This is a genomic window from Leucobacter manosquensis, assembly GCF_018304845.1.
GTDB classification, from domain to species: Bacteria; Actinomycetota; Actinomycetes; order Actinomycetales; family Microbacteriaceae; genus Leucobacter; species Leucobacter alluvii.
This window is the reverse complement of sequence record NZ_JAFEVO010000001.1, coordinates 2,963,650-2,980,327: the sequence shown is the minus strand read 5'-3', so window position 1 is coordinate 2,980,327 and position 16,678 is coordinate 2,963,650. Positions and strand designations below refer to the sequence as shown.

The 16,678-nt window shown below is 67.4% G+C and carries 16 protein-coding genes and 2 tRNA genes; 12 read left to right on the top strand and 6 right to left on the bottom strand.

Features of this window, described 5'->3' with window-relative positions:
- Positions 1 to 70 precede the first annotated feature (70 nt).
- The 8 genes from JSQ98_RS13865 (at position 71) to pstB (ending at position 9,022) form a co-directional block, all read left to right on the top strand.
- Positions 71 to 742 carry a winged helix-turn-helix domain-containing protein gene (locus tag JSQ98_RS13865; RefSeq protein WP_211650195.1) on the top strand — a complete coding sequence of 224 codons (672 nt, stop codon included), beginning with the start codon at positions 71 to 73 and terminating at the stop codon, positions 740 to 742.
- Positions 739 to 1,668, top strand: a complete 930-nt coding sequence (gene mshD / locus JSQ98_RS13860) for a mycothiol synthase (RefSeq protein WP_211650194.1) — start codon at positions 739 to 741, stop codon at positions 1,666 to 1,668. The genes JSQ98_RS13865 and mshD overlap by 4 nt, the downstream gene beginning before the upstream one ends.
- On the top strand, positions 1,665 to 3,794 hold the full coding sequence (locus tag JSQ98_RS13855) for an RNA degradosome polyphosphate kinase (RefSeq protein ID WP_090146946.1): 2,130 nt from the start codon (positions 1,665 to 1,667) through the stop codon (positions 3,792 to 3,794). Before mshD ends, JSQ98_RS13855 begins: the two co-directional genes overlap by 4 nt.
- Positions 3,791 to 4,744, top strand: coding sequence for an NUDIX hydrolase (locus tag JSQ98_RS13850; RefSeq protein ID WP_211650193.1), 954 nt, complete (start codon positions 3,791 to 3,793; stop codon positions 4,742 to 4,744). Before JSQ98_RS13855 ends, JSQ98_RS13850 begins: the two co-directional genes overlap by 4 nt.
- Before the next feature lie 194 nt (positions 4,745 to 4,938).
- Positions 4,939 to 6,042, top strand: a complete 1,104-nt coding sequence (gene pstS, locus JSQ98_RS13845) for a phosphate ABC transporter substrate-binding protein PstS (RefSeq protein ID WP_090146941.1) — start codon at positions 4,939 to 4,941, stop codon at positions 6,040 to 6,042.
- Positions 6,043 to 6,142: 100 nt separating this feature from the next.
- Complete coding sequence (gene pstC, locus JSQ98_RS13840; protein ID WP_211650192.1) at positions 6,143 to 7,081, top strand: phosphate ABC transporter permease subunit PstC; 939 nt, start codon at positions 6,143 to 6,145, stop codon at positions 7,079 to 7,081.
- Positions 7,081 to 8,202 carry a phosphate ABC transporter permease PstA gene (gene pstA / locus JSQ98_RS13835; RefSeq protein WP_090146937.1) on the top strand — a complete coding sequence of 374 codons (1,122 nt, stop codon included), beginning with the start codon at positions 7,081 to 7,083 and terminating at the stop codon, positions 8,200 to 8,202. The genes pstC and pstA overlap by 1 nt, the downstream gene beginning before the upstream one ends.
- Before the next feature lie 40 nt (positions 8,203 to 8,242).
- On the top strand, positions 8,243 to 9,022 hold the full coding sequence (pstB, locus tag JSQ98_RS13830) for a phosphate ABC transporter ATP-binding protein PstB (protein ID WP_211650190.1): 780 nt from the start codon (positions 8,243 to 8,245) through the stop codon (positions 9,020 to 9,022).
- 72 nt (positions 9,023 to 9,094) lie between these two features.
- On the opposite strand, the gene JSQ98_RS13825 is transcribed toward pstB, so the two are convergent.
- Together JSQ98_RS13825 and JSQ98_RS13820 are read right to left on the bottom strand one after the other, a co-directional pair.
- The gene (locus JSQ98_RS13825) at positions 9,095 to 9,544 is read right to left on the bottom strand and encodes an acyl-CoA thioesterase (protein ID WP_090146932.1); all 450 of its coding nucleotides are present in this window, start codon (positions 9,542 to 9,544) and stop codon (positions 9,095 to 9,097) included.
- A gap of 367 nt (positions 9,545 to 9,911) precedes the next feature.
- Positions 9,912 to 10,541: a hypothetical protein gene (locus tag JSQ98_RS13820; protein ID WP_211650188.1), complete on the bottom strand. Its 630-nt coding sequence runs from the start codon at positions 10,539 to 10,541 to the stop codon at positions 9,912 to 9,914.
- 246 nt (positions 10,542 to 10,787) lie between these two features.
- Here JSQ98_RS13820 and JSQ98_RS13815 point away from each other — a divergent pair, with 246 nt between their 5' ends.
- Complete coding sequence (locus tag JSQ98_RS13815; RefSeq protein WP_090146928.1) at positions 10,788 to 10,973, top strand: CsbD family protein; 186 nt, start codon at positions 10,788 to 10,790, stop codon at positions 10,971 to 10,973.
- Between the two features lie 108 nt (positions 10,974 to 11,081).
- Here JSQ98_RS13815 and JSQ98_RS13810 read toward each other — a convergent pair.
- Positions 11,082 to 11,156 (bottom strand) — tRNA-Lys (locus JSQ98_RS13810).
- Positions 11,157 to 11,241: 85 nt separating this feature from the next.
- Positions 11,242 to 11,868 (bottom strand): LysE family transporter, encoded by a 627-nt coding sequence (locus JSQ98_RS13805; protein ID WP_211650186.1) that lies wholly within the window; start codon positions 11,866 to 11,868, stop codon positions 11,242 to 11,244.
- 74 nt (positions 11,869 to 11,942) lie between these two features.
- Between JSQ98_RS13805 and JSQ98_RS13800 the strand changes: the two genes are divergently transcribed.
- Positions 11,943 to 12,015, top strand: a tRNA-Ala gene (locus tag JSQ98_RS13800).
- A gap of 115 nt (positions 12,016 to 12,130) precedes the next feature.
- Here JSQ98_RS13800 and JSQ98_RS13795 read toward each other — a convergent pair.
- On the bottom strand, positions 12,131 to 12,766 hold the full coding sequence (locus JSQ98_RS13795; RefSeq protein WP_090146925.1) for a TetR/AcrR family transcriptional regulator: 636 nt from the start codon (positions 12,764 to 12,766) through the stop codon (positions 12,131 to 12,133).
- A gap of 88 nt (positions 12,767 to 12,854) precedes the next feature.
- Between JSQ98_RS13795 and JSQ98_RS13790 the strand changes: the two genes are divergently transcribed.
- Both JSQ98_RS13790 and JSQ98_RS13785 read left to right on the top strand, forming a co-directional pair.
- Positions 12,855 to 14,300: a purine-cytosine permease family protein gene (locus JSQ98_RS13790; RefSeq protein WP_200329931.1), complete on the top strand. Its 1,446-nt coding sequence runs from the start codon at positions 12,855 to 12,857 to the stop codon at positions 14,298 to 14,300.
- Positions 14,297 to 15,472: a serine hydrolase domain-containing protein gene (locus tag JSQ98_RS13785; protein ID WP_211650184.1), complete on the top strand. Its 1,176-nt coding sequence runs from the start codon at positions 14,297 to 14,299 to the stop codon at positions 15,470 to 15,472. The genes JSQ98_RS13790 and JSQ98_RS13785 overlap by 4 nt, the downstream gene beginning before the upstream one ends.
- 75 nt (positions 15,473 to 15,547) lie before the next feature.
- Here the strand turns inward: JSQ98_RS13785 and JSQ98_RS13780 are convergent, their stop codons facing one another.
- On the bottom strand, positions 15,548 to 16,597 hold the full coding sequence (locus JSQ98_RS13780; protein ID WP_200329935.1) for a hypothetical protein: 1,050 nt from the start codon (positions 16,595 to 16,597) through the stop codon (positions 15,548 to 15,550).
- Positions 16,598 to 16,678: the final 81 nt, after the last annotated feature.

Genomic DNA, 16,678 nt, shown 5'->3' with positions numbered 1-16,678 from the left:
GCGAAACGGGGGCGAAACAGGCCGCACAGTACTATTTGGTGCAGGCCACGAGACGAGGAAGGACGGGTAGATGCAACTCCTCTGCCTCTCAGATCGCGATCCGGCTGATTCACTCCCCGGGCTCGACCTCCTCCCGCACGATGTGCGCACCTCGCCGCTCTCCCTCCGAGTTCCGGAGACCATGGCGGATCGATTCGATGCCGTGCTCATCGACGGCACGCTCGACGCCCGCCGTGCACGCAGCGCGTGCCTCAGCATGGTCGACGGGAGCGAGACGCCGCGCGTGGTCATCCTCCCCGAGGTGGCGCTCACGGCGCTGACCTCGGATTGGGGCGTGCAGGAGCTGCTCCTGCCGACCGCGAGCCCCGTCGAGATCGAGCTCCGGCTGCGACTGCTCGAGCGTCCCAGGGCTGCCGCGCAGCCGGCCGCCGTGCACGCCGCCGGAGTCGTCATCGACGAATCGAACTTCACCGCTCGGCTCTTCGGCCGTCCGCTCGACCTCACCTACAAGGAGTTCGAGTTGCTGCACTTCCTCGCGGGCAACCCGGGTCGAGTGTTCACGCGCGAGCAGCTGCTGAGCGAGGTGTGGGGCACCGACTACTTCGGCGGCACGCGCACCGTCGACGTGCACGTGCGACGTCTCCGTGCGAAGCTGGGCGAACACGAGGGTCTGATCAGTACGGTGCGCGGGGTCGGCTACGGCTTCGCACGGGCCCGTATCGAGGAGGAAGAGACGGAATGACGCATCTCGAGTCGTACGCCGCAACCCGCCCGTCCGACTTCGAGCTCGCCCGGCGCATCATCGCCGAGGCGCATCAGCACGATGGAGCGTCGCCCGTCTCCGATCAGGCGCTGCTCGCCGCGGCGCAGGGCGAGCGATCGCTGCTCCTGTTCCGGGGCGATGCGAACGCGGATCCCGTGGCCGTCGGCGTCGTCGGCCAGGGCGAGGTCGATCTCGTCGTGCTCCCGACGGCGCGTGGGAACGGAGTCGGCACTGCGGCCCTCGCCGAACTGCTGCATCGCGTCGACGCCGAGGCGCTCGCTTGGGCGCACGGCGAGAATCCGGCCGCCGAGGCCCTCCTGCGCCGCGCCGGCTTCACCCCGGTGCGCTCGCTCTATCGCATGGCCCTCGATCCCGCGCTGCTCCCGCAGCCCGGTTCGGACGCGGTCGCACTCGACCTGCCAGACGGGTTCGAGCTGCGCCCATTCGACCCCGAGCGACCCGACGACGCCGGCAGGTGGGTGCGGGCGAACGCCGCAGCCTTCGCGACGCACCCCGAGCAGGGGCGCGTCACCGAATCGGACTTCGCCTTGATGCGGGCCGAAGAGTGGTTCGACCCGGAAGATCTGCTGCTCCTCATCGACGGCACCGGCGAGGCCGCGGGATCGACGTGGATCAAGACGCTCCGTGATCCCGAGGTCGAGACGGAGCTCTACGCCGTCGGAGTGCGCCCGGAGTTCGCCGGGCAGGGACTCGGGGGCCTGCTCCTCGACGCGACACTCGCTCGCATGGCGCAACACCGGCCGCAGCGGGTCTCGCTGTACGTCGACGGCGACAACGATCGCGCCGTGCGCATGTACGAACGCGCGGGGTTCACCATCGATTCACGCAGTCGCCAGTGGAGAACGGCCTCACCGGCCTCCCCTGGTGCCACAATGGATCCATGAACGACGAACCGCGCGACCCCTCCGATGTCCGGGTCGAACTCCCAGCAGACCGGTACATCGACCGCGAGCTGAGCTGGCTCGACTTCAACCAGCGCGTGCTCGAGCTCGCAGAGGACCCGTCGACGCCGGTGCTCGAGCGGGCGAACTTCCTCGCGATCTTCGCCGCGAACCTGGACGAGTTCTTCATGGTGCGCGTCGCCGGCCTGCGACGGCGCATCATCACCGGCCTCGCGGTTCCGACGAACGTGGGACGCGCTCCGACCGACGTGCTCGCGAACATCAACCGACGCGCCTACGAGTTGCAGTTGCGGCACGCCGAGTGCTTCCGCGGTCACGTGCAGCCCGCGCTCGCCGAGTCCGGAATCAACATCGTCGACTGGGATGAGCTCGATGACGCGGATCGCGAGATCCTCACCGACTACTACGAGCAGCGGATCTACCCCGTGCTCATGCCGCTCGCCGTCGACCCGGCGCACCCATTCCCCTACATCTCCGGCCGCGCCCTCAACCTGTCGATCCGGGTGCGCAACCCGAACACCGACAAGATCGAGTTCGCGCGCCTCAAGGTGCCGCAGATGATCCCGCGCTACGTCCGCGTCGACGGTCGAGAGAGCGTCGACAACGTGCGCTTCATCCCGCTCGAAGAGCTCATCGCGAATCAGCTCGGCGGCCTCTTCCCCGGCATGGAGGTCATCGACCACCACGTCTTCCGCGTGACGCGCAATGAAGACGTCGAGATCGAAGAGGACGAGACCGAGAATCTGATTCAGGCGCTCGAGAAGGAGCTGCTGCGCCGCCGCTTCGGCCCACCCATCCGCCTGGAGATCTCGGATGACATGGATGAGGCGACGCTCGAACTGCTCGTGCGCGAATTCGACATCGACGAGCAGCAGGTCTACACCCTTCCGGCACCGCTCGATCTCAGCGGCCTGTTCGCCCTCACGCGGGTGGCGCGGCCCGACCTGAAGTTCAAGCCGCACATCCCGGTCACCCACCCACAGTTCCGCGTCGGAGCTCCGAGCGACAAGCTCGACACGTTCGCCGCCATCGCTCGGCGCGAGGTGCTCGTGCACCACCCCTACGAGTCGTTCGCCACGAGCGTGCAGGCGTTCGTCGAACAGGCCGCGACCGATCCCGATGTGCTCGCCATCAAGCAGACGCTGTATCGCACCTCCGGCGACAGCCCCATCGTGGCGTCGCTCATCAAGGCCGCGGAAGCCGGCAAGCAGGTGCTCGCGCTCGTCGAGGTGAAGGCGCGGTTCGACGAAGAGGCGAACATCACGTGGGCCCGCAAGCTCGAGCAGGCCGGGGTGCACGTCGTATACGGGCTCGTCGGATTGAAGACGCACTGCAAGCTCGTCCACGTGATCCGCGAAGAAGGCGGTCGCCTCGCGCACTACTGTCATATCGGGACCGGCAACTACAATCCGAAGACCAGTCGCATCTATGAGGACTTCGGGCTGTTCACATCGTCTCCCGAGGTGGGACGCGACGTCACGAAGCTCTTCAACGTATTGTCCGGCTACGCCATCGAGACGGACTACGACCGCCTCCTCGTCGCCCCGCTGCAGCTGCGCAGCGGACTCCTCGAACGCATCGAGCGGGAGGCGGAGCATGCACGCGCCGGCCGCCCGAGCGGCATTCGGCTCAAAGGCAACTCGATGGTCGACGAGACCATCATCGACGCGCTCTACCGCGCGAGTCAGGCCGGTGTGCCGATCGACGTGTGGATGCGCGGCATCTGCTCGATCCGCGCCGAAGTGCCGGGCCTCTCCGAGACGATTCGCGTCCGGTCCGTGCTGGGCCGCTACCTCGAGCACTCGCGCATCTACTCGTTCGAGAACGGCGGAGAGCGCGAAGTGTTCATCGGCAGCGCCGACCTCATGCACCGCAACCTCGACCGTCGCATCGAGGTGCTCGTGCGCCTCGATGAGCGCGAACACCTCGAGCGCATCTCCCGCTTCTTCGACTTCGCCTTCAGCGACGATGTCTCGTCGTGGCGCATGCTGCCGGATGGCAGCTGGCATCGGAGCGTGACGAACGAGGCCGGCGAAGTGCTCCCCGATCTGCAGGATCTGGTCATGGAGGATCGCACCGAGGCGCGCCGTGCGCGGAGATCGCGGTGACGGAGGAGGTCTTCGCCGCCGGAACCGTCTGCTGGACCCGCGATGCCCGCCCTGACGGGAGCGAGCAGGTGCTCGTGCTCGTCATCCACCGACCGAAACGGCGAGACATCTCGTTTCCGAAGGGCAAGCTCGAACCAGGCGAGAGCCTGCCGCAGGCCGCGGTGCGCGAGACTCGCGAGGAGACGGGGCTGAAGGTGCGGCTCGATCAGCATCTCGGCACGATCCACTACGGTCTCAGTGGCAACCGTCGGAAGACGGTGCAGTACTGGGCCGTCCAGGTCCCGAGGAAGCGTGCGCTCGAAGCCGCGTTTCAGCCGAACGGCGAGGTCGATGCGATTGAGTGGGTGCCCATCGACGAGGTGCGCGGGCGGCTCACCTATTCCGCCGATCAGGAGCTCTTCGACGTCTTCCTGAAACTGGCCGAGCACGATCACCTCGACAGCTTCTCCGTGACGCTGCTGCGCCACGGGAAAGCACTTCCGCGCGCTCAGAGCGGTGAGCCAGACCATCTCCGCCCGTTGACCGGCTTCGGGAAGGCTCAAGCCGCCGCCCTGGTGCCGATCCTCGATGCATTCGGACCTCGGCGCATCTACACGTCGACGGCTGTGCGATGCGTGGAGACCGTCAGACCGTTCGCCGAGCGTCGGCGCAAACCGGCGCGACTCACCGACGCGATCAGCCAGGACTCGTGGGATGCGGGCGAACTCGCGGGGCTGCGCGAACTGATCGCCGCGATCGTCAGCCGCGGCAAGAACGTGCTGCTCTGCACCCACCGACCCGTGCTGCCGGATCTCGCTCGCGAGCTCGCACTCGCCACCGGAGGTCGCACCGGCGCCTATCTGGAAGAAGCGACCACCCTGCCGACCGCCGGGTTCTCCGTGTTCCATCTGTCGCGGCGGCACCCAGAGGCGGGCATCCTCTCCGTTGAGACGTACCCGCTGAAGCACTGACCCCGAAGCCTCGGGATGGCCGGAAGGGCCCCGCGGAGCAGGTGCAGCCGTCCGACGGCTGCGGATGCCGGCGGCGTGAGTTCACCTGTTGTTCACCCTCTGGCAGACCCCGCGTCACGCAGGGTGCTTAGCGTGGTGCTGTGGTCGTTTGAGGCCATCACCTCACATCCGTTTCCAGATTGGATCAATCTCAAGTGAAGCTCTCCGCATTCGCCAAGATCGCCGCTATCGGCGGTATTGCTGCACTCACGCTGACCTCCTGTGCCGCCAACGAAGGCGGCAGCGCCTCCGGAAGCGATGACTCGGCTGCAACCTCGAGCCTCTCCGGCGAACTCGTCGGCGCCGGCGCCTCGTCGCAGGGCTCGGCCCAGGAAGTCTGGGTCGCCGGCTTCCAGACCGCGAACCCCGACGTCACGGTGAACTACGAGCCCTCCGGCTCGGGCGCCGGCCGCGAGACCTTCCAGCAGGGCGCGAGCGCCTTCGCGGGCTCCGACCGAGCGTTCAAGGCCGAAGAGATCTCGGCGGGCCCCTTCGACGGTTGCGCCACCGGCGACATCGTCGAGTTCCCCGCCTACATCTCCCCGATCGCAGTGATCTTCAACGTCGAGGGCGTCGATTCGCTGAAGCTCGACGCACCGACCGTTGCGAAGATCTTCTCCGGCGCCATCACCAGCTGGAACGACCCGGCCATCGCCGACCAGAACCCCGACGTCGAGCTGCCCGAGGGCAACATCACTGCCGTGCACCGCTCCGACGACTCCGGCACCACGGGCAACTTCACCGAGTACCTCGCGGCAGCAGCGGCCGATGACTGGACCGCCGGTTCCATCGAGACCTGGCCGACCGAGTTCGGCGGCGAAGGCGCGCAGGGCACCTCGGGTGTCGTCAGCGCGGTGAAGAACGGCAGCGGCACCATCGGTTACGCCGACGCTTCGCAGGCCGGCGACCTCGGCACCGTCGACATCAAGGTCGGCGAGGATTACGTGCCGTACTCCCCCGAGGCCGCCGCAGCCATCGTCGACGCTTCGTCGCTCGAGGAGGGCCGCACCGAAGGCGACCTCGCCATCACGCTCGATCGCACCTCGACCGAGGACGGCGTCTACCCGATCGTGCTCGTGAGCTACCTCATCGGGTGCGCCGAGTACGAGGATGCGGCGAACGCCGAGCTCGTGAAGTCGTACTTCAGCTACATCGTGAGCGAAGAAGGCCAGTCGGCGGCTCAGGAATCGGCCGGCAACGCGCCGATCTCCGAAGATCTCCGCGGCCAGGTGCAGACCGCGATCGACTCGATCAGCTGATCTTCGAGGTGGGAGGGGCGCGGACGTGTCGCGCCCCTCCCACCTCCGATCGCCGCCAGGTGATCCCCCCAGCAGTTCCCTCCCAGACCTCGGAGACTCAGTGACCGTCACTTCCGCCCCCGCCAAGCCGGTGCTCAGCATCGGCGACCGCGTCTTCTCGCGCTCCGCGGTCTTCGCGGGCAGCATGATCCTCGTCACCCTCGCTGCCGTCGCGATCTTCCTCATCGTGCAGAGCATCCCCGCCTTCGTCGCCACCGATGAAAGCGCGTCGCTGCTCACCAGCAACTTCTGGTCGTACGTCGGTCCGCTCGTCTTCGGTACGGTCTGGGCCGCTGCTCTCGCCCTCCTGATCGCGCTCCCGCTGGCGATCGGCATCGCCCTCTTCATCTCCCACTACGCGCCTCGCCAGCTCGCGCAGGTGCTCGGCTACATCGTGGATCTGCTCGCGGCAGTGCCGAGCGTCGTATTCGGCCTGTGGGGCATCGGCGTGCTCGCGCCCGCGGCACGCCCGATCTTCGAGTGGCTCAACACGTACCTCGGGTGGATCCCGTTCTTCAGCGGCACGGTCAGCGGCACCGGTCGCACCATCCTGACGGCCGCGCTCGTGCTCGCCGTGATGATCCTCCCGATCATGACGGCGATCTGCCGCGAGATCTTCCTGCAGGCGCCCGTGCTGCACGAGGAGGCCGCGCTGGCGCTCGGCGCGACCCGCTGGGAGATGATCCGCATGGCGGTGCTCCCCTTCGGTCGCCCCGGCATCATCTCTGCCGCCATGCTCGGCCTCGGGCGAGCGCTCGGTGAGACGATGGCCGTCGCGATGGTGCTCTCGGCCACCGGACTCGTCTCGTTCCGGCTGCTCACCTCCGAGAACCCCTCGACGATCGCGGCGAACATCGCCCTCTCGTTCCCGGAGGCCTACGGGGAGAACATCAACGTGCTCATCGCCACCGGCCTCATCCTGTTCATCGTCACCTTCCTGGTGAACGCGCTCGCTCGCTGGATCGTGAGCCGCCGCGCCGAGTTCTCGGCGGCCAACTGATGCTCCAGCAGACCGAACCGAAACAAGAGGGGACCACTTCCGTGGCCATCACCGTCCGCCCCGTCCGCGCAGGTTCTTCGCTCGCCGGCAACCGGTTGTCGCGCTCGACGCCGTGGTTCGTGCTCGTCGGCTGCCTCGCCGCGGCGTTCGCACTCTTCGGCCTTCTCGCCGCGTCTTCCGGCAGCGAGTTCTCGATCGTGGGCGCGGTGCTCATCGGTGCGATCGCCTACGTGCTCGTGATCACGATCATGTCTGCCGCCGTCGAGGGCAGTCGCCAGGCCATGGACCGCTTCATCACGGCCATCGTCTCCGGAGCGTTCCTGCTCGCCATGGTGCCGCTGGTCTCGGTCGCGATCACCGTGGTCTCGAACGGCCTCGCACGCTTCGACGCCGAGTTCTTCAACTCCTCCATGCGCAACGTCACGGGCGAGGGCGGCGGTGCGCTCCACGCCATGATCGGCACGCTGCTGATCACGCTCGCGGCCTCGGTCATCTCGGTGCCGCTCGGCCTCATGACGTCGATCTACCTCGTCGAGTACGGACGCGGGCGGGTGGCGAAGACCATCACCTTCCTCGTCGACGTCATGACGGGCATCCCCTCGATCGTCGCCGGCCTGTTCGCCTACGCGGTCTTCGCGCTCTTCCTCGGCCCCGGCGTGCGCATGGGCATCGTCGGCGCGGTAGCCCTCTCAGTGCTGATGATCCCGGTCGTCGTCCGTTCGAGCGAGGAGATGCTCCGCCTCGTGCCCAACGAGCTGCGAGAAGCCTCGTACGCCCTGGGGGTGCCGAAGTGGCGCACCATCACCAAGGTCGTCCTGCCCACCTCCATCGCGGGCATCACCACCGGCATCATGCTCTCCATCGCTCGCGTCATCGGCGAGACGGCGCCGCTGCTCATCACCGCCGGGTTCACCGCCTCGATGAACTACGACCTCTTCTCGGACCGCATGCAGTCGCTGCCCGTGTACGTGTACACGCAGTTCATGAACCAGGGCAACCCGGCCGAAGCCTTCATCGACCGCGCCTGGGCCGCAGCGCTCGCGCTGATCCTCATCGTCATGGCGCTCAACCTGCTCGGCCGTCTCATCGCCCGCTGGTTCGCCCCCAAGACCGGCCGCTGAGCCGCTCCCCTTTCCGCAGACTCCGAACGAAAGAATCACCATGTCGAAGCGCATCGAGGTCAAAGACCTCAACGTCTACTACTCGAAGTTCCTGGCGGTCGAGGATGTCTCGATCAACATCGAACCCCGCAGCGTCACCGCGTTCATCGGCCCCTCTGGTTGCGGCAAGTCGACCTTCCTGCGCACGCTCAACCGCATGCACGAGGTCATCCCAGGCGCACGCGTCGAAGGCGAAGTCCTGCTGGACGGAGAGGACCTCTACGGCACCGGCGTCGACCCCGTGCTCGTGCGTCGCCAGGTGGGCATGGTGTTCCAGCGCCCCAACCCCTTCCCCACCATGTCGATCCGCGACAACGTGCTCGCCGGTGTGCGCCTCAACGACCGCCGCATGTCGAAGAGCGACTCCGAAGCGCTCGTCGAGAAGTCGCTGGTCGGCGCGAACCTCTGGAACGAGGTGAAGGATCGCCTCGACAAGCCGGGCTCAGGGCTCTCGGGCGGGCAGCAGCAGCGACTCTGCATCGCACGCGCCATCGCCGTGGAACCCGAGGTGCTCCTCATGGACGAGCCCTGCTCGGCGCTCGACCCAATCTCGACCCTCGCCATCGAGGATCTCATCGATCAGCTCAAGCAGGAGTACACGATCGTCATCGTGACCCACAACATGCAGCAGGCCTCGCGCGTCTCCGACCGCACCGCGTTCTTCAACATCGCGGGCACGGGCAAGCCGGGCAAGCTCATCGAGTACGACGACACCTCGACAATCTTCTCCACGCCGTCCGTCCAGGCGACCGAGGACTACGTCTCGGGCCGCTTCGGGTAACTCGCCCGCCGGGCAGCAGCCCCGGTGCACGCCGGTGTTCGGCGCGCACCGGGGCTGCTGCGTTGATCGGGGTCAGTCCTCGTCGCGGTTCGGCATCTCATCGGCGTGAGGCATGCGGTCGCGATCGTAGGTGATCTCCGTGTACCCGTGCGGCACCGGCACCCCTTCTGGGCCGATGTTGACGAACACGATGCGCTCGATCGACAGGATCGTCTTGCGTGTGATCATATTTCGCACCACGGCCCGCATCGTGAGCGAGGTCCTGCCGAATTCGGTCGCGACCAGTCCCATCTCGATGAGGTCGCCCTCGCGCGCCGACGCCTCGAAGTTGATCTCCGAGATCAGCTTCGTCACGACGTGCGGGTTGCCGAGCTGAATGATGGCGTAGATCGCCGCCTCTTCGTCGATCCAACGCAGCAGGCTCCCCCCGAAGAGCGAACCGTTCGCGTTCATGTCTTCCGGCCGCACCCACTTGCGCGTGGAGAAGTTGATGCCGTCTGCGTGCGCGTACTGAGATCTCATGCATCCGAGCTTAGAACGCGCGCATTTCGAGCAGGAGAACAGCGATGTTTCGGGATCGAGAACGCGAGCGCTTCAGACCGCCCTTGCCAGGGCATGAAAAGACCGAGCCGCAGAAACGCCTCTCGGCGGAAGGCCGCTCGAAGCGGCGAAAATTGGAGCCCGGGGTTACTGCGGCCCGGCACGAACCAGTTTAGCGCAGCGTGCGCTCCGCGTGAGGGCGTGCCGTTTGCGCTGGGCGAACGCGCTGCTGCTGCTCATCGGCGCGAACACGAGGATTCCCACCGAGAGCGACCCCATCGTCGGCGAATGCTCCCTCGTGCTCGCGCGTTTCACTCGTGCCCGCGAGTACCTCTCGACACCCACACCGTTACGAGAGCGTGCCGTCGCGCCAGCGCCGCGCACCGGCGTGGAGGTCGCTCGCGAACGTCGAGTAGCGCAGGGAACGGGTCGTGAGCTCCGAGGCGTGCGCGTCGTCGTGCACATCGCGCGTATCGGCGAGATCGGCGGCGGCGAGCGACATGATGCGGCAATAGCTCGACGAGCGTTCGAGAGCGCCGCCTAGGTCTCCGGCGAAGACACCGCGGAGGATGGTGTCGCAGAGTCCGGCGATCGACTCCGGGGTCACCGGCTCGGCTGCACCAGCGACCACCGGATCGATCGTCGCCGTGGCTGCCGCGCCGCGGCGGAAGAGGTCAGCTGATCCTTCGGGATCAGCGTCGACGACGCGGCGCAGCAGGTACAGCCGCCACAGCACACCCGCCAGCGAGTGCGAGCTCTCGCCCGCCCACAGTTCGGCGATGTCATCGAGCCCGGTGCCCGAAGCGAGCCCGACGACTCGCTCGACGACATCGGGGTCGGCGACGCTGCGCACACGGTCGAGCAGCGCCCACGAGGTCTCCTGGGCGAGCCGGCGCGCCGCCTCCGGTTCGTCGGACCCGATGATCCAATCGAAGGTGAAACTCGGCTGCAACACAGGGCGCTGGTGATTGCGTGACATCGGCCTCTTTCACGGTTCAGTCGGGACGGGAAGCGCGCGTGCGCATCGCGGACTTCGCGAGTCTACGCCGCTTCGCGCAGCACGATGCACAGCCCTCGCTCGACCCCGGGGCGTACCATTGAGGTCTCACGATGATCCACACTTCACGGCGGAAGTGCAACCCCCTGGGCGCCGCCCGGGCGGGATGGCAACGTAGTAGATGTTCCCGATACAGGGAATGCGCCCCATCATCTGAAGGAGGACTGCATGAGTGCATCTGACAAGATTTCCGCAGCAGGAGACAAGCTGAAGGGCAACGCCAAGGAGGCCGCTGGCCGGGCAACCGGAGACGACAGCAAGGTCGCCGAGGGCAAGCTCGATCAGGCCAAGGGCGATATGAAGCAGGCCGGCGCGAACGCGAAGGACTCTGCGAAGGACGTCTTCGACAAGTAGTCGAAGCGGACGAGAACGGCCCTGCACTTCTTCGGGAGTGCAGGGCCTTTCTGCGTGCTCCGGCCGAGCCGGCTCCGGTCACGGACGCGCGACGAGCGCTCTTGCACGTGGTGCCCCCAGTAGGGATCGAACCTACGACCTGCGGATTAAAAGTCCGTAGCTCTACCGCTGAGCTATAGGGGCCAACCCGAATAGCTTAGCGGATTCGAGGTGCCCGGCTCATCTCGGCGCCACGAGCTTCGCGCTCGCCGGGAGCGCACGCGTTCCGTCAGTGGATGAAGACGAGGAGTGCCGCGACGGCGACGAAGAGGCTGCCGAACACTGCGTTGAGCACCCGCTGGCCCCGAGCGGTCGCGGTGTAGCGGCGAAAGGGCCGGGCCGCCACCGCGAAGAAGCCCCACATCACGATCACGTCGACGCCCACGGCGGTCGCGACGAGGATCAGGTACTGCGGCATGATCGGTGCGTCCGTGTTGATGAACTGCGGGATGAAGGCCAAGAAGAATACGATCGCTTTGGGATTCAGCAGATTCACCCAGAATCCCCGGCGCAGCATCGCCATCCGCGTCGTCGCTTTCCGCGCCCCCTCCGAGTCGGCGGCTGGAGGCTGGGGCTTCGTGAAGATCAGTCGGAGACCGAGGTACACGAGGTAGGCAGCGCCCGCGTAACGAATCGCGTTGAAGAGTGTTGGGGTGCTGGCGACGAGCACCCCGACCCCGGCGGCGACGATGACGATGTGCACGAGCAGCGCGAGCTCTTGCCCGAGCACTCCCCAGATCGACCGGCGCCATCCGACCGCGAGTGAGTTCGACATCGTGTTGATCGCTCCGGCCCCGGGAGTGATGCAGATGACGACGGTGGCCGCCAGCAGGGAGAGCCAGATCGCGAGAGACACGAGCACAGTGTAACGGCGCGCGGGCGCGCGATTTTCACCAGGCCCCGCTCCCCTGCTAGAATCGATCGCTGTCAGGGTCTGTGGCGCAGTTGGTAGCGCGTCTCGTTCGCAATGAGAAGGTCAGGGGTTCGATTCCCCTCAGATCCACCGGTCAGAGTCTCGGTTTCCTCGTGGAGCCGAGACTCTTCTGCGTTCGGCGACTCGTCGCGAGATCGAGCTCAGGACTCAGCTCGGACGGAGCCCGAGCGCAGCGTCCGGCCCGTTACTCGGCCGCTTCCACGTGCACGCGGAGGACGTCGGGCGCGAGGCCGATGGCCCAGGCGGCCACATCGGTGACGAAGTGGTCGAAGGCGGGATGCGCGAAGTCGCCGAGGTCGTTCGCGTAGGCGCCGACGCCATCGATCGCGATGAAGATGCGGATGCAGGCGACGAGGGGGTCGGGGCACGTGAATTCCTCGGCGGCGACACCGGCCTGCAGGATCGCGACGAGCTCATCCCGATCGAGTCGCTCCTGCTCGGCGACGGCTCTGGCCAGCTCGGGGCGGAAGCGCGAGAGGTTGCGGGCGTTGAGCCAGAAACGGGCGAGGTCGATGGCGTCGCCGCTCTCGACGCGTCTGATCATCGTCGCGAGGCGTCGGGTCGGCGCACCCTCCGACGCGAAGAGCGTTGTGCGCTCGATCGATATCGCTCGCTCGAACGCCGCAATCACGAGTGCCTCGGACGACGAGAAGTAGTGGTGCACGAGGCTCGGCTGCACGCCCAGCGGCTCGGCGACCGCGCGGAGCGTCACCGATTCGAGGCCGTGAGCGATCGCGATCTCCGCGGCTCGGTCGAGAATCTGCTGACGTCGTTCGGTCGGCGCTTTACGGGTCCTCGTTGCGCGCGCGGGTGACACCATGCCTCGGAGTCTACGAGATGCGTGCCCCACGCGCTATTGAAGTGTGCTTCAATAGTGGCCGAACGCCTTCTATCGAAAGAGGATTTCAATGCCGAAATCGCCCCCGACACCACCGTCATCACTGCCGCAGCAGCTCGACCGCGCCTCCCGCCCTGAGACACGCGGCATCGACCTCGTGCCGCACGCCGAGCGACACGGACGGGCGCGCGACCTCTTCACGGTGTGGGCGGCCCCCAACATCAGCGTCCTCAACTTCACGATCGGCGCAACGCTCACGCTCGTACTGGGACTCGAGATCTGGCAGGCGCTGCTCGTCATCGTCGCAGCGCAACTGCTCTGGGTGCTCCCGGGAGTCGTCGCGATCAGCGGGCCCGCCGCCGGCACCTCCGGGTCCGTCGTGCAGCGGGCGATCTACGGGATCCGCGGCAACAAGGCGGTCATCGCGATCTACGGCTGGTTCATCTCGGGAGTATTCCTCGCCCTCAACTGGGTCGCCTCCTCGTTCATGGGCGCGGAGCTCCTCATGCGCTGGGGGTTCCCAGACCACCTCGCCGCCCTGATCCTCGTCTCCATCGCGGTCTCGGCCTGCACCGTGCTCATCGCGGTGTTCGGCCACGGACTGATCCTCCGCTCCTACACCTGGGTGACGATCGGCCTCCTGCTCGTGTTCGTCATCGTGACCGCCTGCATCCTGCCGCGGGTCGACTTCGGATACGCGCAGCCGGAGCCGCTGACGGGCCTGGCCCTCTGGTCGAGCATCACGATCGGCTTCGCGATCCTCGCCTCCACACCGCTCTCGTACTCGAACAGCGCCGACCTCGCGCGCTACCTGCCGGCCACCACGAGCCCCAAGCGCATCATCGCCGCGACGGCGCTCGGCGGCGCCCTGCCGAGCGCCGTCTTCGTTTCGGTGGGCGCGCTGCTCGGCACCACGGTCTCCCCGGACGGGGCTTCGGAAGGAATCGAGTACGTGCTCTTCGAGTTGCTGCCCGGTTGGCTGGGACCGGTCTTCGTACTCGGCGTCATCGTGAACACCGTCGCGCTGAATGGGATGACCACCTACACGGCCAGCATGGCGTTCCAATCCATCGGCGTGCCGATCCGGCGCATCCCCTCCGCGATCCTCATCGGAGCGCTCGGGACCGGGCTCACAATCGTGCTCGTCCTGTCGACCACCCTGCTCGGTGCCGTGAACCTCATGCTCCAGTTCCTCATCGTCATCTCCGCCCCGACCATGGCGGTGTACGTCGCCGACATCGTGCTGCGGCAGGGCCGCTACGACGGCCTGATGCTCTTCGACGAACGCCCCGGCGGGCCGTTCTGGTATCGCGGCGGATTCGGCATGCCCGGGCTCCTGGCGGTGGTCTCGGGCGGCACAGCGGCGGCACTCTGCATCTCGACTGACGTGTGGACTGGGCCGATAGCGGTGGCGCTCGGATACCTCGACCTGTCGGTACCGGCCGGCATGCTCGTGTCGGCCGCGCTCTACTGGGTGTTCGCCGGTCGCTCGATCAAGCGGGGAGCGAACGCGTGAGCGGGGACGACGCCGAGTGCCGCCGCACCGTCGACCCGTGCGAAGCACGGCCGACGCTCGACACGTGGCAGGATGCACCGCATCAGCCCTGGTCATTCGCGCACCTGTCCGAGCTCCTGCCGACCGCTCCCATATCCCGCATCGCCGAGCGCCGGCCTGAGCACGGACGGGGGCAGGGGCTCGAAGCGCTGGAAGCGCTCGTGCCGGGCCTGCGCGCACGGCTCGAGGCGACGCACACCGACGCGTTCCTCGTACTCCGAGGCGCTGAGGCGACCGTCGAATACGCCCGTTCCGGGCACTCGGTCGACGCCCCGCACCTGCTCATGAGTGTTTCGAAGTCGTTGTGCAGCACCGTCGTCGGCGCGCTCGTGGGCGAAGGGCGCATCGACACCGCGGCTCCGATCACCGCGTATGTGCCCGAGCTCTGCGGTTCGGTGTTCGACGGGCCCAGTGTGCAGCAGCTGCTCGACATGGAGATATCGATCGACTACTCCGAGAACTACCTCGACCCACGGTCAGAGGTGCAGACGCACGATCGCGCTTCAGGGTGGCGCAGCAGGCAGCCGAACGACCCGGCGCACGACCGCGCCTTCCTGAGGACACTGCGAGGGCTCGGCGCCGTCGGCGAGTTTCAGTACTGCTCAGCATCGACGGATGTACTCGCATGGATCGTCGAGCGGGCGAGCGGGCTGAGGTATCCGCAGGCCCTCTCCCAGTACCTCTGGGCGAGGATCGGGGCGGATCGCGATGCGTCGATCACCGTCGACGCGACGGGCTTCGGATACGCCAACGCCGGCGTCTCGTGCACCGCGCGCGACCTCGCCCGCGTGGGTCGCATGATCCTCGACCGCGGTCTCGCTCCAGGAGGCCGCGTTGTTCCGGGCGAGTGGACGGACGCGCTGCTCGCCGGCGGATCGGCGACGGCGATGGCACCGAGTGGATGGACGGCGGCGTTTCCCGGCGGCAGCTACACCCGGCAGTGGTGGTGCACCGGAAACTCTCGCGGCAACATCGCCGCGATCGGGATCCACGGCCAGCACCTCTGGCTCGATCCGCCGTGTGACAGCGTCATCGTGAAGCTCTCGTCGTGGCCCAGGCCCGACGACGATGCTGCGCATGCTGAGCAGACGCGCTTGCTCATGGACGTGTGCGAAGCGCTCGACGCGACCTGAACGAACGGGGAGTCGGCCAAAGTTCTGAGCTCGGTGCAGGTTGCCGACTGACCACTGAGCGAGCCGACGGGTGTCTCAACCGGCGTTGCGGCGACGGCGAAGCACGGCGTCGAGATCGGGCATGCCGGTGGCAGTATCGCCCACCACGCCCATGTTGCGGAGTCGCTGGCTCGCCTCCTGCTGCTGGGCGCGCAGTTCGCGCTGCCTGGCCTGCTCCCGCAGGCGCGCGTCCTCAGCGGCCTGCGCCTGCTGGCGCGCCTGCTCTTCAGCCGCAGCCGACGCTGCAGCGGCACGAGGATCGACCGGCGTCTCTGCGGCCTGAGCGAGCTGCTTGCGCACTTCGCGCAGCAGCATCGAATCCGTCTGGTTCTCCTGCGGCGCGGGGCGCTCCGCACGAGCGCGGGCCCGAGCACGGGCGAGTTCGATGCGCTCCGCGGCCGCGCGCTGAGCTTCCGCGTGCGCCGTCGCAGCGGCCGCCGCATGCGCGGGGTCCGGCGCCTCGACGAGTTGCGGCGCGGATTCCACCACTGCTGTCGCGATCGCCGTGGTCACCTGCTCGGCGGGAACCGCCTGCACTCGTGCTCGACCGGGAGCGAGAAGCACGAGCGCACCGCTCGAAGCGGCGAAGAGTGCGGCCGAACCGATCAACATCGAGGGCCCGCTTCCACCGATCGCGAAACCGGCGCCGACGAGCAGCCCGATGAGCCCGAGCAGGGCCCCGAGAGCGGCGGTCGCGCGCACGCGCCGCGCCACCGGTTTCCGCAGCTTCGCCGCACGTTCGGCTGCCGCCTGCTTGCGCTGCATCTGTCGGGCTCGAATCTCTGCACGCACCTGTTCTGCCTCCGCTTCTGCCAGAGCGGCTCGTCGCTCGGCATCTTGACGCTTCTGCGCGCTTCGCAGCATGCGTTCATGCGCGAGCGCCTCCCGCGCTGTGGCCTCGAGACGCACCTCTTGCGGCACCTCAGAGGTCTCCGCCAGCAGGCGAAGGGTGCGCTGGAGCCTCAGCGCATTCTTCTCGGCCGCGCGGAACTCGCGCCGTCGTGCCCAGTTGGGAACCAGCACGGCGCCCCACAGGAGCGCGGCGATCACGAAGATCACGCCTCCGCCCAGTACGCCGCCAGTCATGGGGATCACTGTACGGCGTCCGCGCGAGGCGCTGTCATCGGCGCGCCGCGATGCTGCGATGCCACCGCGAATGCGGCGCCG